Source organism: Paraeggerthella sp. LCP19S3_G8 (assembly GCF_052119225.1).
GTDB lineage: Bacteria > Actinomycetota > Coriobacteriia > Coriobacteriales > Eggerthellaceae > Paraeggerthella > Paraeggerthella hominis.
Window position 1 is genome coordinate 51,647 of record NZ_JBQKFQ010000003.1, and the last position, 15,873, is coordinate 67,519.

Genomic DNA, 15,873 nt, shown 5'->3' on the forward strand with positions numbered 1-15,873 from the left:
GAAGGCGCGATGCGACGGCCGGCAACCGTCGCATCGCGCCGCAAAAGCCCTACGCTGCGCTTTTGCGCACCTTCAGCAAGATTGCAACAATGCCAACAGCAAGCAGGATATGGCCGATGCCGGCGATTCCCGCCAACGCCGCATCGGGCGCGCTTGCCAGCGTTACGCCAAGCACCTGCGTGATCCCCCGAATCAAAAAGCCCAAGCACGCAATGTTCAGGCCAATGTTGTACACAACAACAAAGGGCATGGTTTTGCCCTGGGCCGAAAACGAGAACGACTTCTCAAGCAGCGCGAGCAGCAGGAAGAAGACCATGCCCAGCACGAAATAGTGGGTATGGATAAACGAAAGGCTCGTAAACCCGTCAAATCCCAAAATCTTGGTGAATTCCCGATAGAACACGCCCATCGCCAACGCGATCACCGCATAAACCAACGCAAAAGTAGTGTATTTCTTGACCATGCTCGCCTCTTTCCGATTCCAACAAAGCGTTGCGTCGCTCGTCTTTCGACTGCGATCTTCCCAAAGCCCCGACGAAGCCGTTTGCAGCCTCGCGCAGAGCCCCCTCTTACATGAACATCGTTCATATTAAATGATATTATAGAGGTAGCACAAGCGCAAGAAAAGAACCGTAACGCTCACATATCAAGCAAATACACTGGTCAAACGCATCTTGCACAAGAACGCCTACTGATACTCGCGACGAGCTCCGCCTTTGAGCACCAGCTTCACACACGTCCCCGCCCCCAACTCGCTTTCCACGTCCATGTGCGTGCCGGGGCCAAAGTAGCCGCAAATGCGATCGTGCACGTTCTTCACGGCAATCCCCAGGCCCGTCGACGATTCAGGATGCAGAATGTTTTGACGAGACTCCTCCGTCATGCCAACGCCGTCGTCCATCACGCGCACGATCACGTCCTGGCCTATCACCTCGCCCGTAATGGTTATCGTCAGCTTGCCCTCCGACGGCATGGCGTGGCGAACCGCGTTTTCCACCAGCGGCTGCATCAAAAACGGGGGGACCATCATGTCGTCGATGCGCGAGTCGATCTCCTCCACCATGGCAACGCGATCAGCCCCGAAGCGCGCCACCTCGAACGTGAAGTACCGCCGCGTCTGCTCCATTTCGCGACCGAACATGATCAGGTCGGCAGAATCCTCCAGCGTGCGCCGGTAGAACACGGCGAACTCGCGCAGCAGCTTGCGCGCGGTTTCCGGATCCGTACGGATCAGAGAAGCAATGGTATTGATGGTGTTGAACAAGAAGTGGGGATTGATCTGGCTTTGCAGCATTTTCAACTCCATGCTGGTAGCCAGGTTCGTCTGCTCTTCAAGCGCAGCGGCGGCCATCTGCGTAGACAAAAGCTGCCCGAAGCCCTCCGCGATAGACTTCTGCGTTTCGCTGATATGGCTGGCGCGACGATAGTAGAACTTGAGCGTGCCCTCCACGTTGCGGCCCACCGTGAGCGGCACGATGATGGCAGCCTTGATGGTTGAGCTGTCGTGCGGAAAACCGATGTCCTCGGGCGTGAACAAAACGCGCATTTCGCCGTCGGCGATCGTAGCATGCGTGGCGTGCGTGCGGATGATGCTGCCCGACGGATTCTCGGACTCTTCGTACCCCGAATACGCCAAAATCCTGTCTTTGTCGGTAATGGCCACGGCAATAGCGGCCGTCGAAGGAAGAAGCAGTCCGCATATTTTTTCTGCCGCCGTGCGGTCAAGGCCCTCGTTCATGCAGGCCAGCGTACGGCTTGCCAGCTTGAGCATGGCGTCAGATTGCCGGGCGCGCACCGAATCAGGGTCCATGAGCAGCCTGATGACCACCACGATGGACAGCGTAAATACGATGCCCGCGCAAAAGAGCGCGATGATGTTGTTGTTCGGCGCGATCAGGTTCCAAATAAGCACCAGGCCCGAAAGGACCGTGATCGTGAACATGAACATCTCAAGGGTGAAGAAACGGGGCAACGACGCCCGCTCTTGCGACTCTTTCCTCATGGTGCCTCCCGCACAACGCGACATCTGCACACCGCGCTCGAAATTGCTTCTACAGACCGCGCGCGAGTGTCGTCACCGGGCGCGTCAGCTCAGTATACCGAATTCGTTCAGCACCAACAGGGCAGCCGCCAGCAGAAGGAAGCATCCGAAGATGAAGCGGAGCATGCGTTCGGGCACCACGCGAACAAGACGAGCGCCTACAACAGCACCGGGAATGGACCCGATGGCTATGGCGATTCCCGCCGCATAGTTGATGTTTCCCAGCAACGCCTGCTCGATAACGCCCGGAACGGCCAAGATCATGACCGCAATGAGCGAAGTGCCGGAAGCCTGGCGCATCGAAATGCCCACCAACGACAACATCATGGGCACCATGATGAAGCCGCCTCCTACGCCCACGTATCCCGATGCCACGCCCGCGACCAGGCCGATTGCCGCTCCCACCAGCAGCTGCTTGCGCGTCAGCTTGCTCGACGGCGAAGGACCGGCAGGGCCGCTGAACGCGGTCGTGGTCGCAGTCGTAGTCGCGGAATCGACGGATTTACCGGGTGCCGTTTCGACCTGGATGGCAGCCGCCTGCAACGATTCCGCAGCAACGGGCGACGCATTCTTCATCTTGAACGCCTTGGACAGCATCTTGAACGCAGACCACCCGATGATGAGCGCGGCAGCCAACATGATCATCCAAGCGGGAGATATCTGGGCAAGCCACACGCCCAACGGCGACGTGATCGCGCCGCCAAGGCCCGCGGCAATGCCCAGCGACGGGATGCAAGTTTTATGCCGAATATGGGAAACCGCGCCCGAAACGGATGTGGGAATGATGGTGAACAGGGACGTAGCCGTAGACATGACGGGACTCATATCGAACGCCAACCGAAAAATGGGAACCATGACCGTGCCGCCGCCGATGCCGAGCAGCCCTGACAAAATGCCGATTCCCACGCCGACAAGAGCCGGCAGAACATAGAGCATGAAGATATCCATGAACGCTGAGCTTTCCTTTCGCTTGGCGCCCAAGCACGCGCAGCGTCAAGTGTAGCCGAAGTGCAGATGCCTTTCGCCAAATACGGTACTGCTTTTTACAAAGGTAAGCGTTTGGTTTCCGTTTCCGGCCCCGAACGCAAGGCGGCCGGCGTTTCGCCGGCCAACCAGGTGATGCTCATCAAGCGCGTTATTCCGCGATGTTCAGGCGAATCTCGCTGGTCACGCCCGGGTCGATAGCCTGTGCGGGCGCAGGTACGGGACGCATGGGCGAAGACCCGGCAGCGCTGGCGTTCAGCTGGCGCTGCGCAGACGATTGCAGCAGCGCGGTGCGCAGGATCTGGTCGTTTTCCATGCGCGCCATAAGCTCCGGCCACACGAACTGGAACTCGAAGTACTTCGCGCAATTGCGCTGAGCGTACGTGGTGGCTTCGCCGGTCGCGGCACGGGCGGCCTTGCGATACGCGCGCTTGTCGGGCCGAGCAAGGCTGCGCAGAAACGCCGTCAGGCGAATGCGATTCGTGATGCCCGGCTCCAGGAAGGGACCCGGATACGGCTCGAGCGACGAAGGCTTCACCTGCAGCAGGTCGATCTGCGTGCGGCTGTACTCCATCTTGCGATACTCGTAAAGCCAACGGAAGATGTCCTGGCGAAAACGCGTGCCCTCGCTTTCGGTCTCAGGGGGAAGGTGACGTAAACTCCACTGGTTGTCGAACCAGATGTCCGACCCGTACATGCGCAGGTTCAGCATGTAATCCAGGTCTTCGCCGCGCGCGATCCACGGATCGAACGACAAGCGGCGAAACGCCTCTTTATGCAGCGCCAGGCACCCGCCGCACACATGGTTCGAGCGCGACAAGCGAGGACCGCGCATGGCTTTGGTAATCCACTTGTTGAACGCCTTGCCCTGCTGCCAGAAATGGTTGTACCACTTGTCCTGGCTCTTGGACAGGTACGACCCTTCGGAATTGAAGTAGAAACCGGTTTTGGCCAAAATGGGAATGCCCTTTTTCGTAAGCTTGCCCAGGCCGTACATGGCTTTTTGGAGGAAGTCGGCGTCGTCGACCACTTCGTCATCATCTAGGAACACAATCGAATCGTAGCCGAGCACGTTGGCCATCACCAAGCCGAGGTTGCGCATAGCACCGTAACCCGCAAGACCAATTTCCTTTTGCAGCTTGCCCAAACCCAACTGCTCCATGCGCTGCTGGATAAGCGCCAGCTCGGGCGCGCCGATGACCACGATGTTAAGGGACGAGAAGCGCGAAGCCGTGGCCTGCACTTTTTCGGCAGCTTGGTTTTCGATGGACGGCTCGCTAACAACCAGCAAGACGATCTGCCCAAGACCGCGCACCTTTTGAAGCGAAGCAAGCAGGCGAGGCAACTCGCCAGGCGCCGAAACCGGCGTCGCGTGATCGTACGTGGTAAGCACGCTGCCGCCGTCTTTTCGGCGGCGGGCTGATATGAAAACTGGAACGACGATAACGGGATTCATGCACGTCCTTCATTCGACCGACACTTTGCAGATTCGCACGCGCACCTCCAAAAGCGTCCGAGGGCACGTTCGTTGCGAGTCTAACCTCCCTATTGTAGCTATTTTCAACCAACCCGCTGTCCAATTCACCGAAACAGTGAAGCGCCTGGTGAGCACCTATAGAACATACAGAAAGGACGCCGATAGTCCGACGCCCCCGTGAGCTGAAACATAGTATGCGATGCGAAGATCCGCGCCCGGCACGCCGCAGGCTCGCCGGAGTGCGAACTCGCCAGATGCGCTTACGCGTCGGGCTGCTTCACCACGCCAAAGCGCCTGAGCGCCGTCAACAGAGGAAGACCCAGCACATACATGACCAGCGCCTCGCCCAAACCGGTCGCCACCACGCCGAACAGGTACATGGGAAGATACATGCCATCAAGCGCAATGCTGGTGAACGGAATGGTATAGTAACCCAAACCCTGCAGGATCAAGGGCAGGTACGCCGGCACGATGAGCGCGTTCGCTATCACCGGGCCAAGCAGCGCCAGCTTCGGCTTTTCGCGCATCTTCCAACACCAGAGCGCCCCTACAAACGTGGCCAAACTGCCGAACACCACGTCAAGCATGCCGAGCGCGCCCGTACCGTTGACGGCCAGCGCAATCAGGTTCGCAATGATGCAGCCGACGGTCAAACCGGGAACGGCCGCAGGCGTGAGCACCGCCAGCACGCACACCGCTTCCGAGATGCGAAACTGCACCGGGCCCCAAGCTAAGCCTTGCAGCAGCATGAGGGTCACCAGCGTCGCCGCAGCATACACGGCTGCGATCATGCCCGCTTGGGCGACATACGTCGTCTTCTTGTTCATGGATATCTCCTTGTCTCCGCACGGCAAGCGCCGCGGGCTTTGGGCAACTATAGGTCGCAAGTGCAGGGCCCAACGATGCAAATGCGAGACCTTCCGATGCGGGCGTGAAATCCGCAGCGCAAAGCCAGAAGGCAGTATAGCAGAGAAGCGGGCCTTGAGCGCGCCGCGCGACACGGCGCACAGCAAAGCCGAGGGCGCCAGGGGCGAGGGCGCTGTTCGCTTGGCGCTCGTTCGCACGCGGGCGTCTGCGCCGTCGTTCTGCGCGCAAGGACGCAGGAGGTTGAACGCGCAGGGGGCCGATGGCCGAACGCGCGGCTCGGTGCCTTTCCCGCGATTTTTTTGGACACGAAATCGCGGGACTGCGCTCCTTGCGCGGCTTGTCGGGTGCGGTCGTTTTGTGCGCCCGCATCAACGAACCAGCTCACCGAGACGCAGCGGATTCGACGGCTGTCGAGAGTCCTCGTCCAGCAGCGCAGACCGGGGATTTTGCGCCACGAACGGATCGAACGATCCCACCAACAGATCTTCGCCCTGCCGCCAGACCATCGGGCTGGGAGCGCAACGCGCGCAGCCCAGCCGCAACTCGTCGGGTAGAATACGACAGAAAGAACATCGCGCGTCCGCGCCCGAAGAGAAAGCCGGAACTGCATGAAAACCTTGCAAGCGATACAGCAGCGCAGAAGCGTGCGCGCCTTCACAGACGAGCCGGTGGAAACCAGCGTGCTTGAAGAACTGGTGGAAGCGGGAGCTTGGGCGCCGTCGGGCAGCAACGTGCAGGCATGGAAATTCGGCATCTTGACCGATCCGCAGCTAGTGCGCAAAATCGACCTGTTCTCGCCGGGCATGAGCGGCAACCCGCCTGCGCTCATCGTCGCGTGCTCCGACCGCGCGTACGCGCAAAGGCGGGGTGGCGCGAAAGGCGCGGACGAGTTCGCAACGCTTGACTGTGCGTATGCCTCGCAGAACATCATGCTGGCGGCAGCCGATCGGGGGCTGGGCACCTGCGCTATCAAGTCCTACAACGACACGGCGCTGCGACGCATCCTCAACCTGCCCGACAACATAGTCATCGAGCTGGTAATCGCGATAGGCCATCCAGCACACAAGCCGAAAGCGCCCGCGCGCAAGCCCCTGGCCGAGATCGCCTTCTACAACACCTGGAATTAGGAGCACAGCATGAACGCGAACAACGCAATGGAATTGCTAGTGTACATGGTAACGTCAGCTGCGGGATTGCAGGGAGAGCCGGAAGCTTACGGACCCTTGCGTTTGATCGAGGCGTCCAAGCGCCTTGCCCTCATGCTAGCCGAAGAGGACGCCGATCGCGCAGCAGCCTTGCAAGAGCTGGCCGAGCTCATCGACGCCCGGAAAAACGATTGCATGACCGACGAAGATTCGTTCTACGCCATGCTCAATGACGCAGCCGCCAAACTAGTGGAATGCGTGTAAGGAGAACTCGCCGCGCAATCGGATGCGTGTAAGGAGAACTCGCCGCGCAGCCGGATGCGCGGCGGACGGCAAGCAGGCGATTCCTCGGTGACGTGCCGGCGCGCTGCCCGCTTGTTGCCGCCGCTTCCCGCCGCCATAGGGGAAACATGCGCACGAAAAACCGCCCTGCGTGGCAGTTTCTTGCGGTTTGAGGTCGTCATGTTGAGCGCTCTCTTCGCCATGGCGCTGCCCGCGTTTAGTTTTGCCTGGTCACAGCTCTGGAGTGTCGTATCGCGCTTTCGAGGGCGCTCGTCCGGCCAAGCCAAACGACCCCTAAACGTGAAAACCTTCCAGCGAAGGCGATTTTTCGTGCGCGGCTGCGCCAGCGGCGGGCCGCCGGCGCATCCGGCCCAGGCGCGCGCCCCGTCGACGGCTCGCCACCGCAGCCGACCCAGGCACAATCCGCCGGCCCAACCCGGTCGCGCTGCCGCTATGCGGCCTTTCGATCGATCATCGCGCGTCGAACGCGCAAAAGAGCATAAGCGGCAAACAACACCGAGTACACCGCCACGCTGACCTGCGCCGCTGCGCCTCCATGCAAGGCGGGCGGCAGCAACATGAGCATCAGATGCAGGTACACCAAACCGAAAAACGGGTACGCCAGCATCTGCACGCGCTTCCACGTGTCTTTCTTCATGCGCTTCTTGACCACGTTGAACGACGTGACCCCTAAGACCAGCAGAAGAGCGAACAGCACCAAGGCAACCACGAACGAGATCATCACGGCTCCCTTGTTCACGCCGCCCAATCGAGGCAGGTACGAGACAAGGTACACGGCCATGTGCCCCAACGACAGAATCCAGGCGATAATGGACAGCTCCGCGCGAATGGGACGAAGCCAACGGCCTGCTCGAGAATCGCGCGAGAACACGCCGATGAACATCACCACGGCGAACAAAGCCAAGGCCAGCATGCATTTTTGAACGAGCAGGAACAAAGCGCTCCACACTGCACGCGGCATTGGGAAAAACTCCGCCGCAATGAACAGCACGCTCACCGCCACGGCCAAAATATAGAAAGCCACCGGTGCCTTCTTTATGGGATTGCGCAACGCAAACGCCGCCGCAACGGCGCAAATAAAGACCAGCAGGAAATCCATACGTTCCCCTATTCTTCGTCAGGCAAGGACGTCAAGACGGCGGAAGCGTACAAGGCGAGCGCGGCGTACGGCCCGTCGGTCAAGTCGCAGGTTTGCTCCATGAATCGGGGGAGCCAGGCAAGCGCGTGGCTTCGAAGAAACGCTTGAGTTTGCTCGTTTAGACTGGTCAGCGTTTCTTTATTCTCGGTGCGAACAGCCTCGGCCTGCTGAGCGAACAGGTACGAAAGAAACTCGAACTCCTCCTGAACGCTGTCGCACGGCTCTTTGCGCCCGTTCTTCGCCATCACTCCGGCTTCGCGCATGCAGCGCTCGACGTCAAGCGTGACGGGCGTGCGGAACAACGAGGGAACACCCGGAGCGCCCATGGAAACATGCAGGAAAGCACTTTCGTAAGGGAAAATCGGCGTGTGCCCGCCCGGCGCAAGGTACAAGCGCGAGTACGTTTTCCTCATCTCCGACAAAACGTCCGCAACGGACGATTCCGCCCATGCCCGCAGCCCCGTTGCCAAATCATCAGCAACGGAAGCCGACATACCCATGTCCAACAGGCAAGACCGAGCATCGTCGGCCAGAGCACCTTCGACGAGCGCAGTTGCAAACACGTCGTCAGGATATGAAAACGCGCGCGAAAGAAGCTCACACGCGTCGGCCCTCCCCACGGCCCTTTTCAAAGCGTCGTATTGCTCCATGCTTCCTCCCCCTTTTTGAAAAGGGGCGGCGGTTGCTGCAAAAACCGCCGCCCCGCGTAAAGCTATTGCAGGTAGTACACGCTCGGCTCAGTGCCGGCATCTTCCTGCAAGAGCAGGACTTCGCGGCCCTCGATAGCCTTGGACACCGCGGACTCGGGGTCGTCCAGATCGCCCCAGTAGCGCGCACGGCCCGGGCACAGCTGCATGCAAGCGGGCACCTCGTCACGGTCGATGAGGTTCTTGCAGAACGTGCACTTCTCCACCGTACCGGCCTTATGAGGCGGCGCGTCATACTCGCCTACCACCACGTCAAGGTAGTACTCGGGACTCTTGATGAGCGTGCGCACGCCCTCGTACGGGCACGCCTTGATGCACGACTCGCACCCGATGCACAGCTCGCTGTCCACCGATACGATGCCGGTCTCCTCATCCTTGACGGTAGCGCCCGTCGGGCACACGTCGAGGCACGCAGGCTTCTTGCAGTGTTGGCACTGCATAGGGAAAAAGGACAGCACCGGGTCATCGTGCGTCCCGCCAGCACAGTCATTGGAAACGGCACCGGTCGCAACTGCCAGACCAAGCGTATCAAGACTCTTATCCGACTTGGTGTACACAATGTTGTAGTTAACATCCTTTGGCATATTGTTCGCGATCTTACACGCAGCGGCACACGCTTGGCAGCCGAAGCAACGATTCAGGTCGATCGCCATTCCGTAACGGGTCATTCCTCACCACTCCCTTACAGTTTCTCGATCATGACCGCAACATCATTGAAAGCCTGGTTTGCAATCATGGAGTTGTAGTCCTTCGAAGACAGGTTTGCAAAATGACCATCGATGAAATCGTCTTTCTGCCAGCTGCGTCCCGACGAGATCATCTTGCGCGGCAAACCAGCGCTGATAGCCGCCTTCATGACCACATACCCGTTATCGTTGGATAAGCGTACGGTATCGCCCTCTGCAATGCCCAGCTCAGCCGCGTCATCGGGGTTGATACGCACCACCGGCTCGCGCTCGAACTCGCGCACGTAGCCGCATTCCCACCATTGCGTATGGGTATGAGTGCGCATGTGCTCGGACAGCAAGCTAAACGGATACGTCTTCCGATACTCGCGGTCCTCGCCAACGTAGACGGGAGTCTCCCAATGCAAACCGCGCTCTTTCGAGATGTCGAAATCGGTCGTAGCAACGTTGTTGGGAACGGCAACCTCCTGGTACAGCTGAATGCGCCCAGTTTCCGTAGGCAGCGGATCGGCGGAGCCCAGCTTGTCGCCTTCCGGATAGATGCGAACAGCGCCCTTCGCCTTGATGTTCTCAAGCGTGCAGTCCAAAGACTTCCAATACTCGGAATCCAGAATGGTCTCGGCATACTCGTCTTCCGTGCACCAGAACTCGCCCAAACCAAGGCGATCCAGAATATCGCCAAAGATTTGGAAGTCAGGCTTCGATTCGCCCTGCGGCTCGACGCACTTTTCCTGCCACAAAAGATACGGGTGAGAAGAGAACAAGAAGCCGATGTCCTGCTGCTCGAACCAATGAGCGGCGGGCAGCACGATATCCGCGTACTTGCACGTTTCGGTCATGCACATGTCGGCCACCACGACGAACTCGAGAGCATCGATCCAGCGTGACGTATAATCGTTGCTGCACATGGTCACAAGCGGGTTCGAGCAATGGATGTACGCGCTTTTCACCACGTAGTCCTCGCCCTTGAACTTGCCCGTAGTGAACACCTCTTCGAACACCGTCGTATCCAGATGTCCCGAAATGCCCGGAGCCGCCTCTCCTGCGGAATTAACCGGATAGCAGGCACCTTTGATGTTGGAGAACAGCATCTGAGGCAGGTATTCCTCGCTCTGGCCGATCGCAGCACCAGGCTTGCCAGCATTGCCAGTCAGCAATCCGACCAAATATACCGGCCAACCAGTGTAGTGTGCGTTGCGATAATGGTTCAAGCCTTGCATGATTTCGGTCGTCACCGGACCGTCCTCGTGATACACGCGTGCCAGCTCTTGAATGTCCTCTACGGAAACGCCGCACACAGCAGATGCCGCTTCGGGCGTCCAAGCGGAAATGTAACTCATAGCATTCTCGTACACCGTTTGAACCACAATGCCCTCGATGGGAGCCACGTTCTTGAGCGCCGGCTTCTGAGCCTCGCTGAACGCAACGGCCTTGCTCGCAGCTTCGTCCCATACGGCAGGCGGGCTGATAACCTTCGGCTTGCCCGTAAGCGGGTCAACGTCGCCCTCGGTCGGCTCAACGCCCAGATCGCTCATGCGTAGGTACATGCCATCTTCCTTGATGAGCAGGCCACAGTTGGTCTTGCTGCGCAGCGTATCCTCATCCACCCAACCGTTCCCGATCAGCACGTTCAAAACACCTAACGCGAGCGCACCGTCCGTACCGGGCTTGACGGGTATCCACCAATCGGCCTTGGCCGTGTTCGGGTTGTACACCGGATCGATCACGATAAGGCGCGTCCCGTTTTCCTTTGCCTCCATCATGAAGTGCAGGGTATGAGGGAGCGAAATAGCAGGGTTGTTGCCCCAAAGAATCTGCGTTTTTGCATTCTTACGATCAGTAAGCTCATTGCCCAGATCAGCTCCACCATGAGCACGCGACGCGCCGTATCCCGTTCCTACGTCAACATCTAGGCCGGCGTCGGTGCATCCAAGAATGTTCTCGAACCGCACAACCGCACCTGCCGCGTTGCAACTACCGCTATACAAAGCATAGTTTCCCGATCCGTAAAAAAACATGATGGACTTCGGGCCGAATTGCTCGCGATAGCTCTTCCACTTCTCAGCTATGGTATCGAGCGCCTCGTCCCAGCTAATGCGCTCAAAATCGTTCGAACCACGCTCTCCCACGCGTTTCATGGGATACAGCACGCGCTCCGAACTGTACATACGACCCACGTGCGTCAAGCCACGAGGACAGATGCGGTTGTACTCCGTGTTCGGCATATCGCGCGCCGACGTACGCACCACTTGCCCGTCGCGCACGTGCACATTCAAAAAGCAGCCGCCGCCGCAGTTACCACGGCAGACACCCGGGTAAAGCTGCGTCTCGGGGGCTTCCTGCTTCTTGTCCGTTTCCTCCAGATTCTTGGCCTGCGGGCTGCAGCCAACCAGCGCGCCCGTTGCAGTGAGCGCCGCCGCGCCCTTGATGAAGCTTCTGCGGGTGAAACCATGCGTTGCATTTTCAGCCATGCTTGCTCCTCTCGTTCTCTCCCCACGACCTCTCGGCCGCACCGTTCTTGTGCTGCGAACAGCAGGGAGGGAGGCCGTCCGCAGCACAAGATGGAAAGTCTCGCTTCCCCCGACTTTCCCTTGCTATGCACTCTACGGATCATTGAAAATTATTGCGATAAACCGAAAATAAGTTTTGCGTTAAGAAGATATTAACCGGATATTAATGACTAGATTAATAAGATTAAATGGTGCATCGAGGATGCGAAAAGGTGCCGGACAATCTCGCCAAGCAAGAAAATCCGCCTAAGACCTGGCCAGATCGTACTCATAGCCAGCGGGGCGGTAGACTTCGCAGAACTGCTGAGGGGTCATAGCGGCAACGGGAGATCCGACAAAGTCCCGCACGTTTCGAGTCACAATGAGATCGACTCCATGTCGAAAAGCAGCCCAGGCGACCATTGCATCTTCAAAATCGCCCAGAGGATCGACCAACGCGTGACGAAGGTCAACCTCCGTCACATCAAGGACGCTTACGACGTCAACTAAATTCTGGAGCGCCGAAATGGCTCCCGGCTTTGAAGCGTATTTACGAGCAGAAAGAACGTACTGAACCGTGGGCGCCATCGACGCGGTCATGAATGGCTCGAACCGCTTCAGCAACATCACGTCCAACGCCTGGAACGAATAAAGCACGTCTTCGGTCGCTCCTAAAATGTCAACTATGACATTAACGTCAAGAAGCACTTTCATGAGCGCAACCCCGGTCCGTGCTTTTCTACCAGGTAGTCGCGATATTCCTGCCGTGCGTCAACTCCACGAGGCAAGTCGACCACCCCCACCAGCGAACGAAGCTTCTCGCGGCGCTTGGACACTTCGTCGCATGCACCCGCATCGCCACGCATCCACTCAGGCACACGTTGCTCTCGCTCCAAATACTCATAGAGGCATCGAACGGCTTGCGTCGTCGACACCCCTTCGCGCGCCAAAACTTGACCTCCGCGACGCTTCAGGTCTTCCGGCAACCGCGCATTAATCGTTCCCGCAACAGCCATTTTCGCCTCCTTTGCTCTGCACGATCTTAACAAATTGCATTATGTAATGCAATTTGTTAAGACATAATGCCTTGCTTGATGCAGGAAACAAGCGGAGTAACGAATCTTTGGCTTCCCGCGAGCCCTTAACCCTCCACTCGATCAGCCATCTTGTAACCCACGCGCTGAACCGTTAGCAGGTACCGTGGCTCGGAAGGGTTCTCTTCGATCTTCTCGCGAATCTTGCGCACGAACACCGTTATGTTGTTGGTCGGTTTGCAGTTGGCATCGGACTCGCCCCAGATGTACTCCTGAATTTGGCTGCGCGTGAACACCTTGCCCGGGTGCGCCGCCAAAAACGCCACGATCTCGAACTCCTTCGTGGTCAGTTGCACCGGCTTTCCCTTGATGCGCACCTGGTACTCTCCAAAATGCACTTCAAGATCGCCAATCTGAGCAACCCCCTCCCGATTTCTCGAGCGCGCAAAATCTATCGTGTCCTTATGACGGCGGATGTTCGCCTCGATGCGCAGCAGCAACTCCATGGCATCGAACGGCTTGGTCACATAATCGTCCCCACCCGACCGAAAGCCGATGCTCTTGTCGACAATATCGCATTTCGCAGAAAGGAAAATGACCGGAATGCGGCGGCCTTCTTCGCGGATGCGCGCACACAAATCGAACCCGTTCGTTCCCGGCAGCATCACGTCGAGCAACAGTAGGTCGGGCTTTTCATGCAGAAGCATCTCCATGCCCGATTCGGCGTCTTTCGCGCCACAAAATGCGTACCCGTTCGACGTTAGAAGCTGCTCGATCGCCTGTCGCAAATTATCCTCATCGTCGATGAGCATCACCTTATACATCGTCTTCCCCCACTATCAGCCTCTTCGGCACCGTAATAACGAAAGCGCTGCCCTTCCCCACTTCGCTCTCCACCGAAATGGCGAACCCTTGCACGTCAGCGTATTCGCGCACAAGGGCAAGGCCCAGGCCGCTGCCATTGTACTTTCGCGTCGACGTGCTATCCACCTGGAAGAATCGCTCGAAAATGCGCTCCTGGTCCTCGGGCGCAATGCCTATGCCGGTATCGACCATCGACAGCGTTACCACCTGACGATTCTCGTCGTATGCCACCCTCAACTCCACTGACCCGCCGTCGGGCGTGAACTTGATGGCGTTGCTGGCCAGGTTTTCAAGCATACGCAACGTCTTCTCGTAATCGCCGTTCACCAGGGGCACGTCCGAAGCAACCCTCGTGCGGAACGAAACCTCGTACTTGCGCGCGAGCGGAGCCATGGTGCCCTTGACCGACGCCGCCACGTCGCCCAAATCCATCGGCTCGCATGTAGACTTGATGCTGCCCGCGTCGGATCGTGCGATGTCCAGCATGTTGTTGATCATGTTGAGCAAGATCTGGCTGTTCTTCTCGATTTCCTCCCAAGACCGCCGATCGCTTTCACGCCCCGGATCGCACGTTTCGCGCGAAATCTGCGCGAACGTAATGATAGACGTCAACGGAGTGCGCAGCTCGTGGTTCACCATGGACAAAAGATCGGACTTGAAACGAGTCTCCTGCTCAAGGCTTTCGTTCAGCTTTTCCAACTTGTCGCGCTGATGCTCGAGCAGCGCATTGGCTTCCTGCAAATCAATCGTGCGAGCCTCAACCTGCGACTCCAAGTGCTCGTACATATCGCGCAGATCGCCCGCCATGTCGTTGAACCCGCCAACAAGCTGCTGCACCTCTTTCGCCGCATGCCCGCCGCCCAGTTCTGCATCCATACGGCCGCGCTTCAGCTTTCCGAACGCCGCATGCAACCCTCCTATCGGGCGCAGCACGAAGAAGGTTGTCACCACGTAGATCACCGCGCCAATGAACACGGTGATCCCCAGGAAGAACACGACGTCGCGAATCACGTTGTCGCGCAGCGTTTGCTGTTGCTGATCGATGGGAATGACAATGCTGATAGCGCCCCCAACGGAATCGAGCGTCCATCCTTCTTTTTCCTTGCCGGTAACGTCAAGCTCGCCCGCCGGTTCGCCGTGACAGGACAGACAGCTGTTATCAACCTCAAGTGCTTGCAGGTACCGGAAACGCTCTTCCCCCTGATACTCGGCAATGCCGTAATGTTCTTTCACCGACGAGTTGGCGTTGAAGCGTTCGAGCGCTTCCGCCTCGAATTCATCGGGTATGTCCTGCTCGCTGCGCGGGTTGAAATTGGTGTAGCGAATAGCGTAGTCGCTGCCGGCCGAGAATAAGCGCCCGACGCTCTTTCCAACCAATGAGCAGTGCAAACCCTTGAATTCGTACGTCCCGTCAGAAGTGTTGTTGATCACGCTTTGCGAGTTGTCCATAAACTGCCACACGGCGTCCATTTCGCGAGCAAACGTGCGGGCCTCTTCCAGCAAAGCCGCCTCGGTCTGGCGCTGCTGCGAGTAGAAATCGAACACGGCAAACGCAAGAAACGACACGCCGAACACCGCCGTCAACGCAGTTAGATAAATAGTTTTCAGACTGAAAGAGTGCTTCCCCATGCGCGTCCCCGCCCCCGTATTCGCAACGCCCCCTCGCATTGCGATGTAAACCCTAGCACAAGACTAAGAGCCACGTAAAGCAGTGCGCATCGGGCGCATGGCCGAAAACGGAAGCAGGGGAACGTGCGAACGGCCCTCGCGCGATTCGCGGCGGCACCGCAATCGAACAGCCCCGTACGTTCGTCGACATCAGCGATAAGCAGGCGATTCCTCGGTGACGTGCCGGCGCGCTGCCCGCTTGCCGCCGCTTGCCGCCGCCGCAGGGGAAGCATGCGCACGAAAAACCGCCTTCGCTGGCAGGTTTTGACGGTTTGAGGTCGTCATGTTGAGCGCTCTCTTCGCCATGGCGCTGCCCGCGTTTAGTTTTGCCTGGTCACAGCTTTGGAGTGTCGCATCGCGCTTTCGAGGGCGCTCGTCCGGCCAAGCAAAACGACCCCTAAACGTGAAAACCTGCCAGCGAAGGCGGTTTTTCGTGCGCGGATGCGCCAGCGGCGGGCCGCCGGTGCAGC

The 15,873-nt window shown here is 58.5% G+C and carries 15 protein-coding genes; 2 read left to right on the forward strand and 13 right to left on the reverse strand.

The features are described from left to right. Positions 1-49: 49 nt before the first annotated feature. The 5 genes from ACTQZK_RS03895 to ACTQZK_RS03915 all read right to left on the reverse strand — a co-directional run bounded on the left by ACTQZK_RS03895 (position 50) and on the right by ACTQZK_RS03915 (position 5,329). Complete coding sequence (locus ACTQZK_RS03895; RefSeq protein ID WP_114566648.1) at positions 50-463, reverse strand: DUF2871 domain-containing protein; 414 nt, start codon at positions 461-463, stop codon at positions 50-52. A gap of 225 nt (positions 464-688) precedes the next feature. Further along, positions 689-2,002 (reverse strand): histidine kinase, encoded by a 1,314-nt coding sequence (locus tag ACTQZK_RS03900; RefSeq protein ID WP_114566749.1) that lies wholly within the window; start codon positions 2,000-2,002, stop codon positions 689-691. Between the two features lie 84 nt (positions 2,003-2,086). After that, positions 2,087-2,989: a sulfite exporter TauE/SafE family protein gene (locus ACTQZK_RS03905; protein ID WP_441898550.1), complete on the reverse strand. Its 903-nt coding sequence runs from the start codon at positions 2,987-2,989 to the stop codon at positions 2,087-2,089. A gap of 187 nt (positions 2,990-3,176) precedes the next feature. After that, complete coding sequence (locus ACTQZK_RS03910) at positions 3,177-4,481, reverse strand: glycosyltransferase family 2 protein (RefSeq protein WP_114566650.1); 1,305 nt, start codon at positions 4,479-4,481, stop codon at positions 3,177-3,179. A 281-nt stretch (positions 4,482-4,762) separates the two neighbouring features. Next, positions 4,763-5,329, reverse strand: a complete 567-nt coding sequence (locus ACTQZK_RS03915) for a QueT transporter family protein (protein WP_114566651.1) — start codon at positions 5,327-5,329, stop codon at positions 4,763-4,765. A gap of 648 nt (positions 5,330-5,977) precedes the next feature. Between ACTQZK_RS03915 and ACTQZK_RS03920 the strand changes: the two genes are divergently transcribed. Further along, a complete protein-coding gene (locus tag ACTQZK_RS03920) occupies positions 5,978-6,496 on the forward strand; it encodes a nitroreductase family protein (RefSeq protein WP_225749591.1) in 519 nt (172 codons plus the stop codon). A gap of 9 nt (positions 6,497-6,505) precedes the next feature. Beyond that, positions 6,506-6,778, forward strand: coding sequence for a DUF6092 family protein (locus ACTQZK_RS03925; RefSeq protein WP_225749592.1), 273 nt, complete (start codon positions 6,506-6,508; stop codon positions 6,776-6,778). A gap of 469 nt (positions 6,779-7,247) precedes the next feature. Here the strand turns inward: ACTQZK_RS03925 and ACTQZK_RS03930 are convergent, their stop codons facing one another. The 8 genes from ACTQZK_RS03930 to ACTQZK_RS03965 all read right to left on the reverse strand — a co-directional run bounded on the left by ACTQZK_RS03930 (position 7,248) and on the right by ACTQZK_RS03965 (position 15,364). After that, a complete protein-coding gene (locus tag ACTQZK_RS03930; protein WP_225749593.1) occupies positions 7,248-7,916 on the reverse strand; it encodes a ferric reductase-like transmembrane domain-containing protein in 669 nt (222 codons plus the stop codon). 8 nt (positions 7,917-7,924) lie between these two features. Next, the gene (locus ACTQZK_RS03935) at positions 7,925-8,605 is read right to left on the reverse strand and encodes a TorD/DmsD family molecular chaperone (protein ID WP_114566655.1); all 681 of its coding nucleotides are present in this window, start codon (positions 8,603-8,605) and stop codon (positions 7,925-7,927) included. A gap of 62 nt (positions 8,606-8,667) precedes the next feature. Then, on the reverse strand, positions 8,668-9,330 hold the full coding sequence (locus tag ACTQZK_RS03940) for a 4Fe-4S dicluster domain-containing protein (protein ID WP_114566656.1): 663 nt from the start codon (positions 9,328-9,330) through the stop codon (positions 8,668-8,670). Between the two features lie 14 nt (positions 9,331-9,344). Beyond that, complete coding sequence (locus tag ACTQZK_RS03945; RefSeq protein WP_216529173.1) at positions 9,345-11,819, reverse strand: molybdopterin-containing oxidoreductase family protein; 2,475 nt, start codon at positions 11,817-11,819, stop codon at positions 9,345-9,347. Positions 11,820-12,104: 285 nt separating this feature from the next. Continuing rightward, positions 12,105-12,551: a PIN domain-containing protein gene (locus ACTQZK_RS03950; RefSeq protein WP_216529172.1), complete on the reverse strand. Its 447-nt coding sequence runs from the start codon at positions 12,549-12,551 to the stop codon at positions 12,105-12,107. Further along, complete coding sequence (locus tag ACTQZK_RS03955; RefSeq protein ID WP_216529171.1) at positions 12,548-12,853, reverse strand: type II toxin-antitoxin system RelB/DinJ family antitoxin; 306 nt, start codon at positions 12,851-12,853, stop codon at positions 12,548-12,550. The genes ACTQZK_RS03950 and ACTQZK_RS03955 overlap by 4 nt, the downstream gene beginning before the upstream one ends. A 125-nt stretch (positions 12,854-12,978) precedes the next feature. Beyond that, on the reverse strand, positions 12,979-13,695 hold the full coding sequence (locus ACTQZK_RS03960; protein ID WP_114566660.1) for a response regulator transcription factor: 717 nt from the start codon (positions 13,693-13,695) through the stop codon (positions 12,979-12,981). Next, a complete protein-coding gene (locus ACTQZK_RS03965) occupies positions 13,688-15,364 on the reverse strand; it encodes an ATP-binding protein (protein WP_418830690.1) in 1,677 nt (558 codons plus the stop codon). The genes ACTQZK_RS03960 and ACTQZK_RS03965 overlap by 8 nt, the downstream gene beginning before the upstream one ends. Between the last annotated feature and the right edge of the window lie 509 nt (positions 15,365-15,873).

What these genes read in the sequence shown, in the direction of transcription:
- ACTQZK_RS03920 (WP_225749591.1), top strand. Translation starts at nt 5,978, where the DNA reads ATGAAAACCTTGCAAGCGATACAGCAGCGCAGAAGCGTGCGCGCCTTC.
- ACTQZK_RS03940 (WP_114566656.1), bottom strand. Translation starts at nt 9,330, where the DNA reads ATGACCCGTTACGGAATGGCGATCGACCTGAATCGTTGCTTCGGCTGC.
- ACTQZK_RS03945 (WP_216529173.1), bottom strand. Translation starts at nt 11,819, where the DNA reads ATGGCTGAAAATGCAACGCATGGTTTCACCCGCAGAAGCTTCATCAAG.
- ACTQZK_RS03955 (WP_216529171.1), bottom strand. Translation starts at nt 12,853, where the DNA reads ATGGCTGTTGCGGGAACGATTAATGCGCGGTTGCCGGAAGACCTGAAG.
- ACTQZK_RS03935 (WP_114566655.1), bottom strand. Translation starts at nt 8,605, where the DNA reads ATGGAGCAATACGACGCTTTGAAAAGGGCCGTGGGGAGGGCCGACGCG.
- ACTQZK_RS03895 (WP_114566648.1), bottom strand. Translation starts at nt 463, where the DNA reads ATGGTCAAGAAATACACTACTTTTGCGTTGGTTTATGCGGTGATCGCG.
- ACTQZK_RS03930 (WP_225749593.1), bottom strand. Translation starts at nt 7,916, where the DNA reads ATGGATTTCCTGCTGGTCTTTATTTGCGCCGTTGCGGCGGCGTTTGCG.
- ACTQZK_RS03960 (WP_114566660.1), bottom strand. Translation starts at nt 13,695, where the DNA reads ATGTATAAGGTGATGCTCATCGACGATGAGGATAATTTGCGACAGGCG.
- ACTQZK_RS03905 (WP_441898550.1), bottom strand. Translation starts at nt 2,989, where the DNA reads ATGGATATCTTCATGCTCTATGTTCTGCCGGCTCTTGTCGGCGTGGGA.
- ACTQZK_RS03915 (WP_114566651.1), bottom strand. Translation starts at nt 5,329, where the DNA reads ATGAACAAGAAGACGACGTATGTCGCCCAAGCGGGCATGATCGCAGCC.
- ACTQZK_RS03965 (WP_418830690.1), bottom strand. Translation starts at nt 15,364, where the DNA reads ATGGGGAAGCACTCTTTCAGTCTGAAAACTATTTATCTAACTGCGTTG.
- ACTQZK_RS03925 (WP_225749592.1), top strand. Translation starts at nt 6,506, where the DNA reads ATGAACGCGAACAACGCAATGGAATTGCTAGTGTACATGGTAACGTCA.
- ACTQZK_RS03900 (WP_114566749.1), bottom strand. Translation starts at nt 2,002, where the DNA reads ATGAGGAAAGAGTCGCAAGAGCGGGCGTCGTTGCCCCGTTTCTTCACC.
- ACTQZK_RS03910 (WP_114566650.1), bottom strand. Translation starts at nt 4,481, where the DNA reads ATGAATCCCGTTATCGTCGTTCCAGTTTTCATATCAGCCCGCCGCCGA.
- ACTQZK_RS03950 (WP_216529172.1), bottom strand. Translation starts at nt 12,551, where the DNA reads ATGAAAGTGCTTCTTGACGTTAATGTCATAGTTGACATTTTAGGAGCG.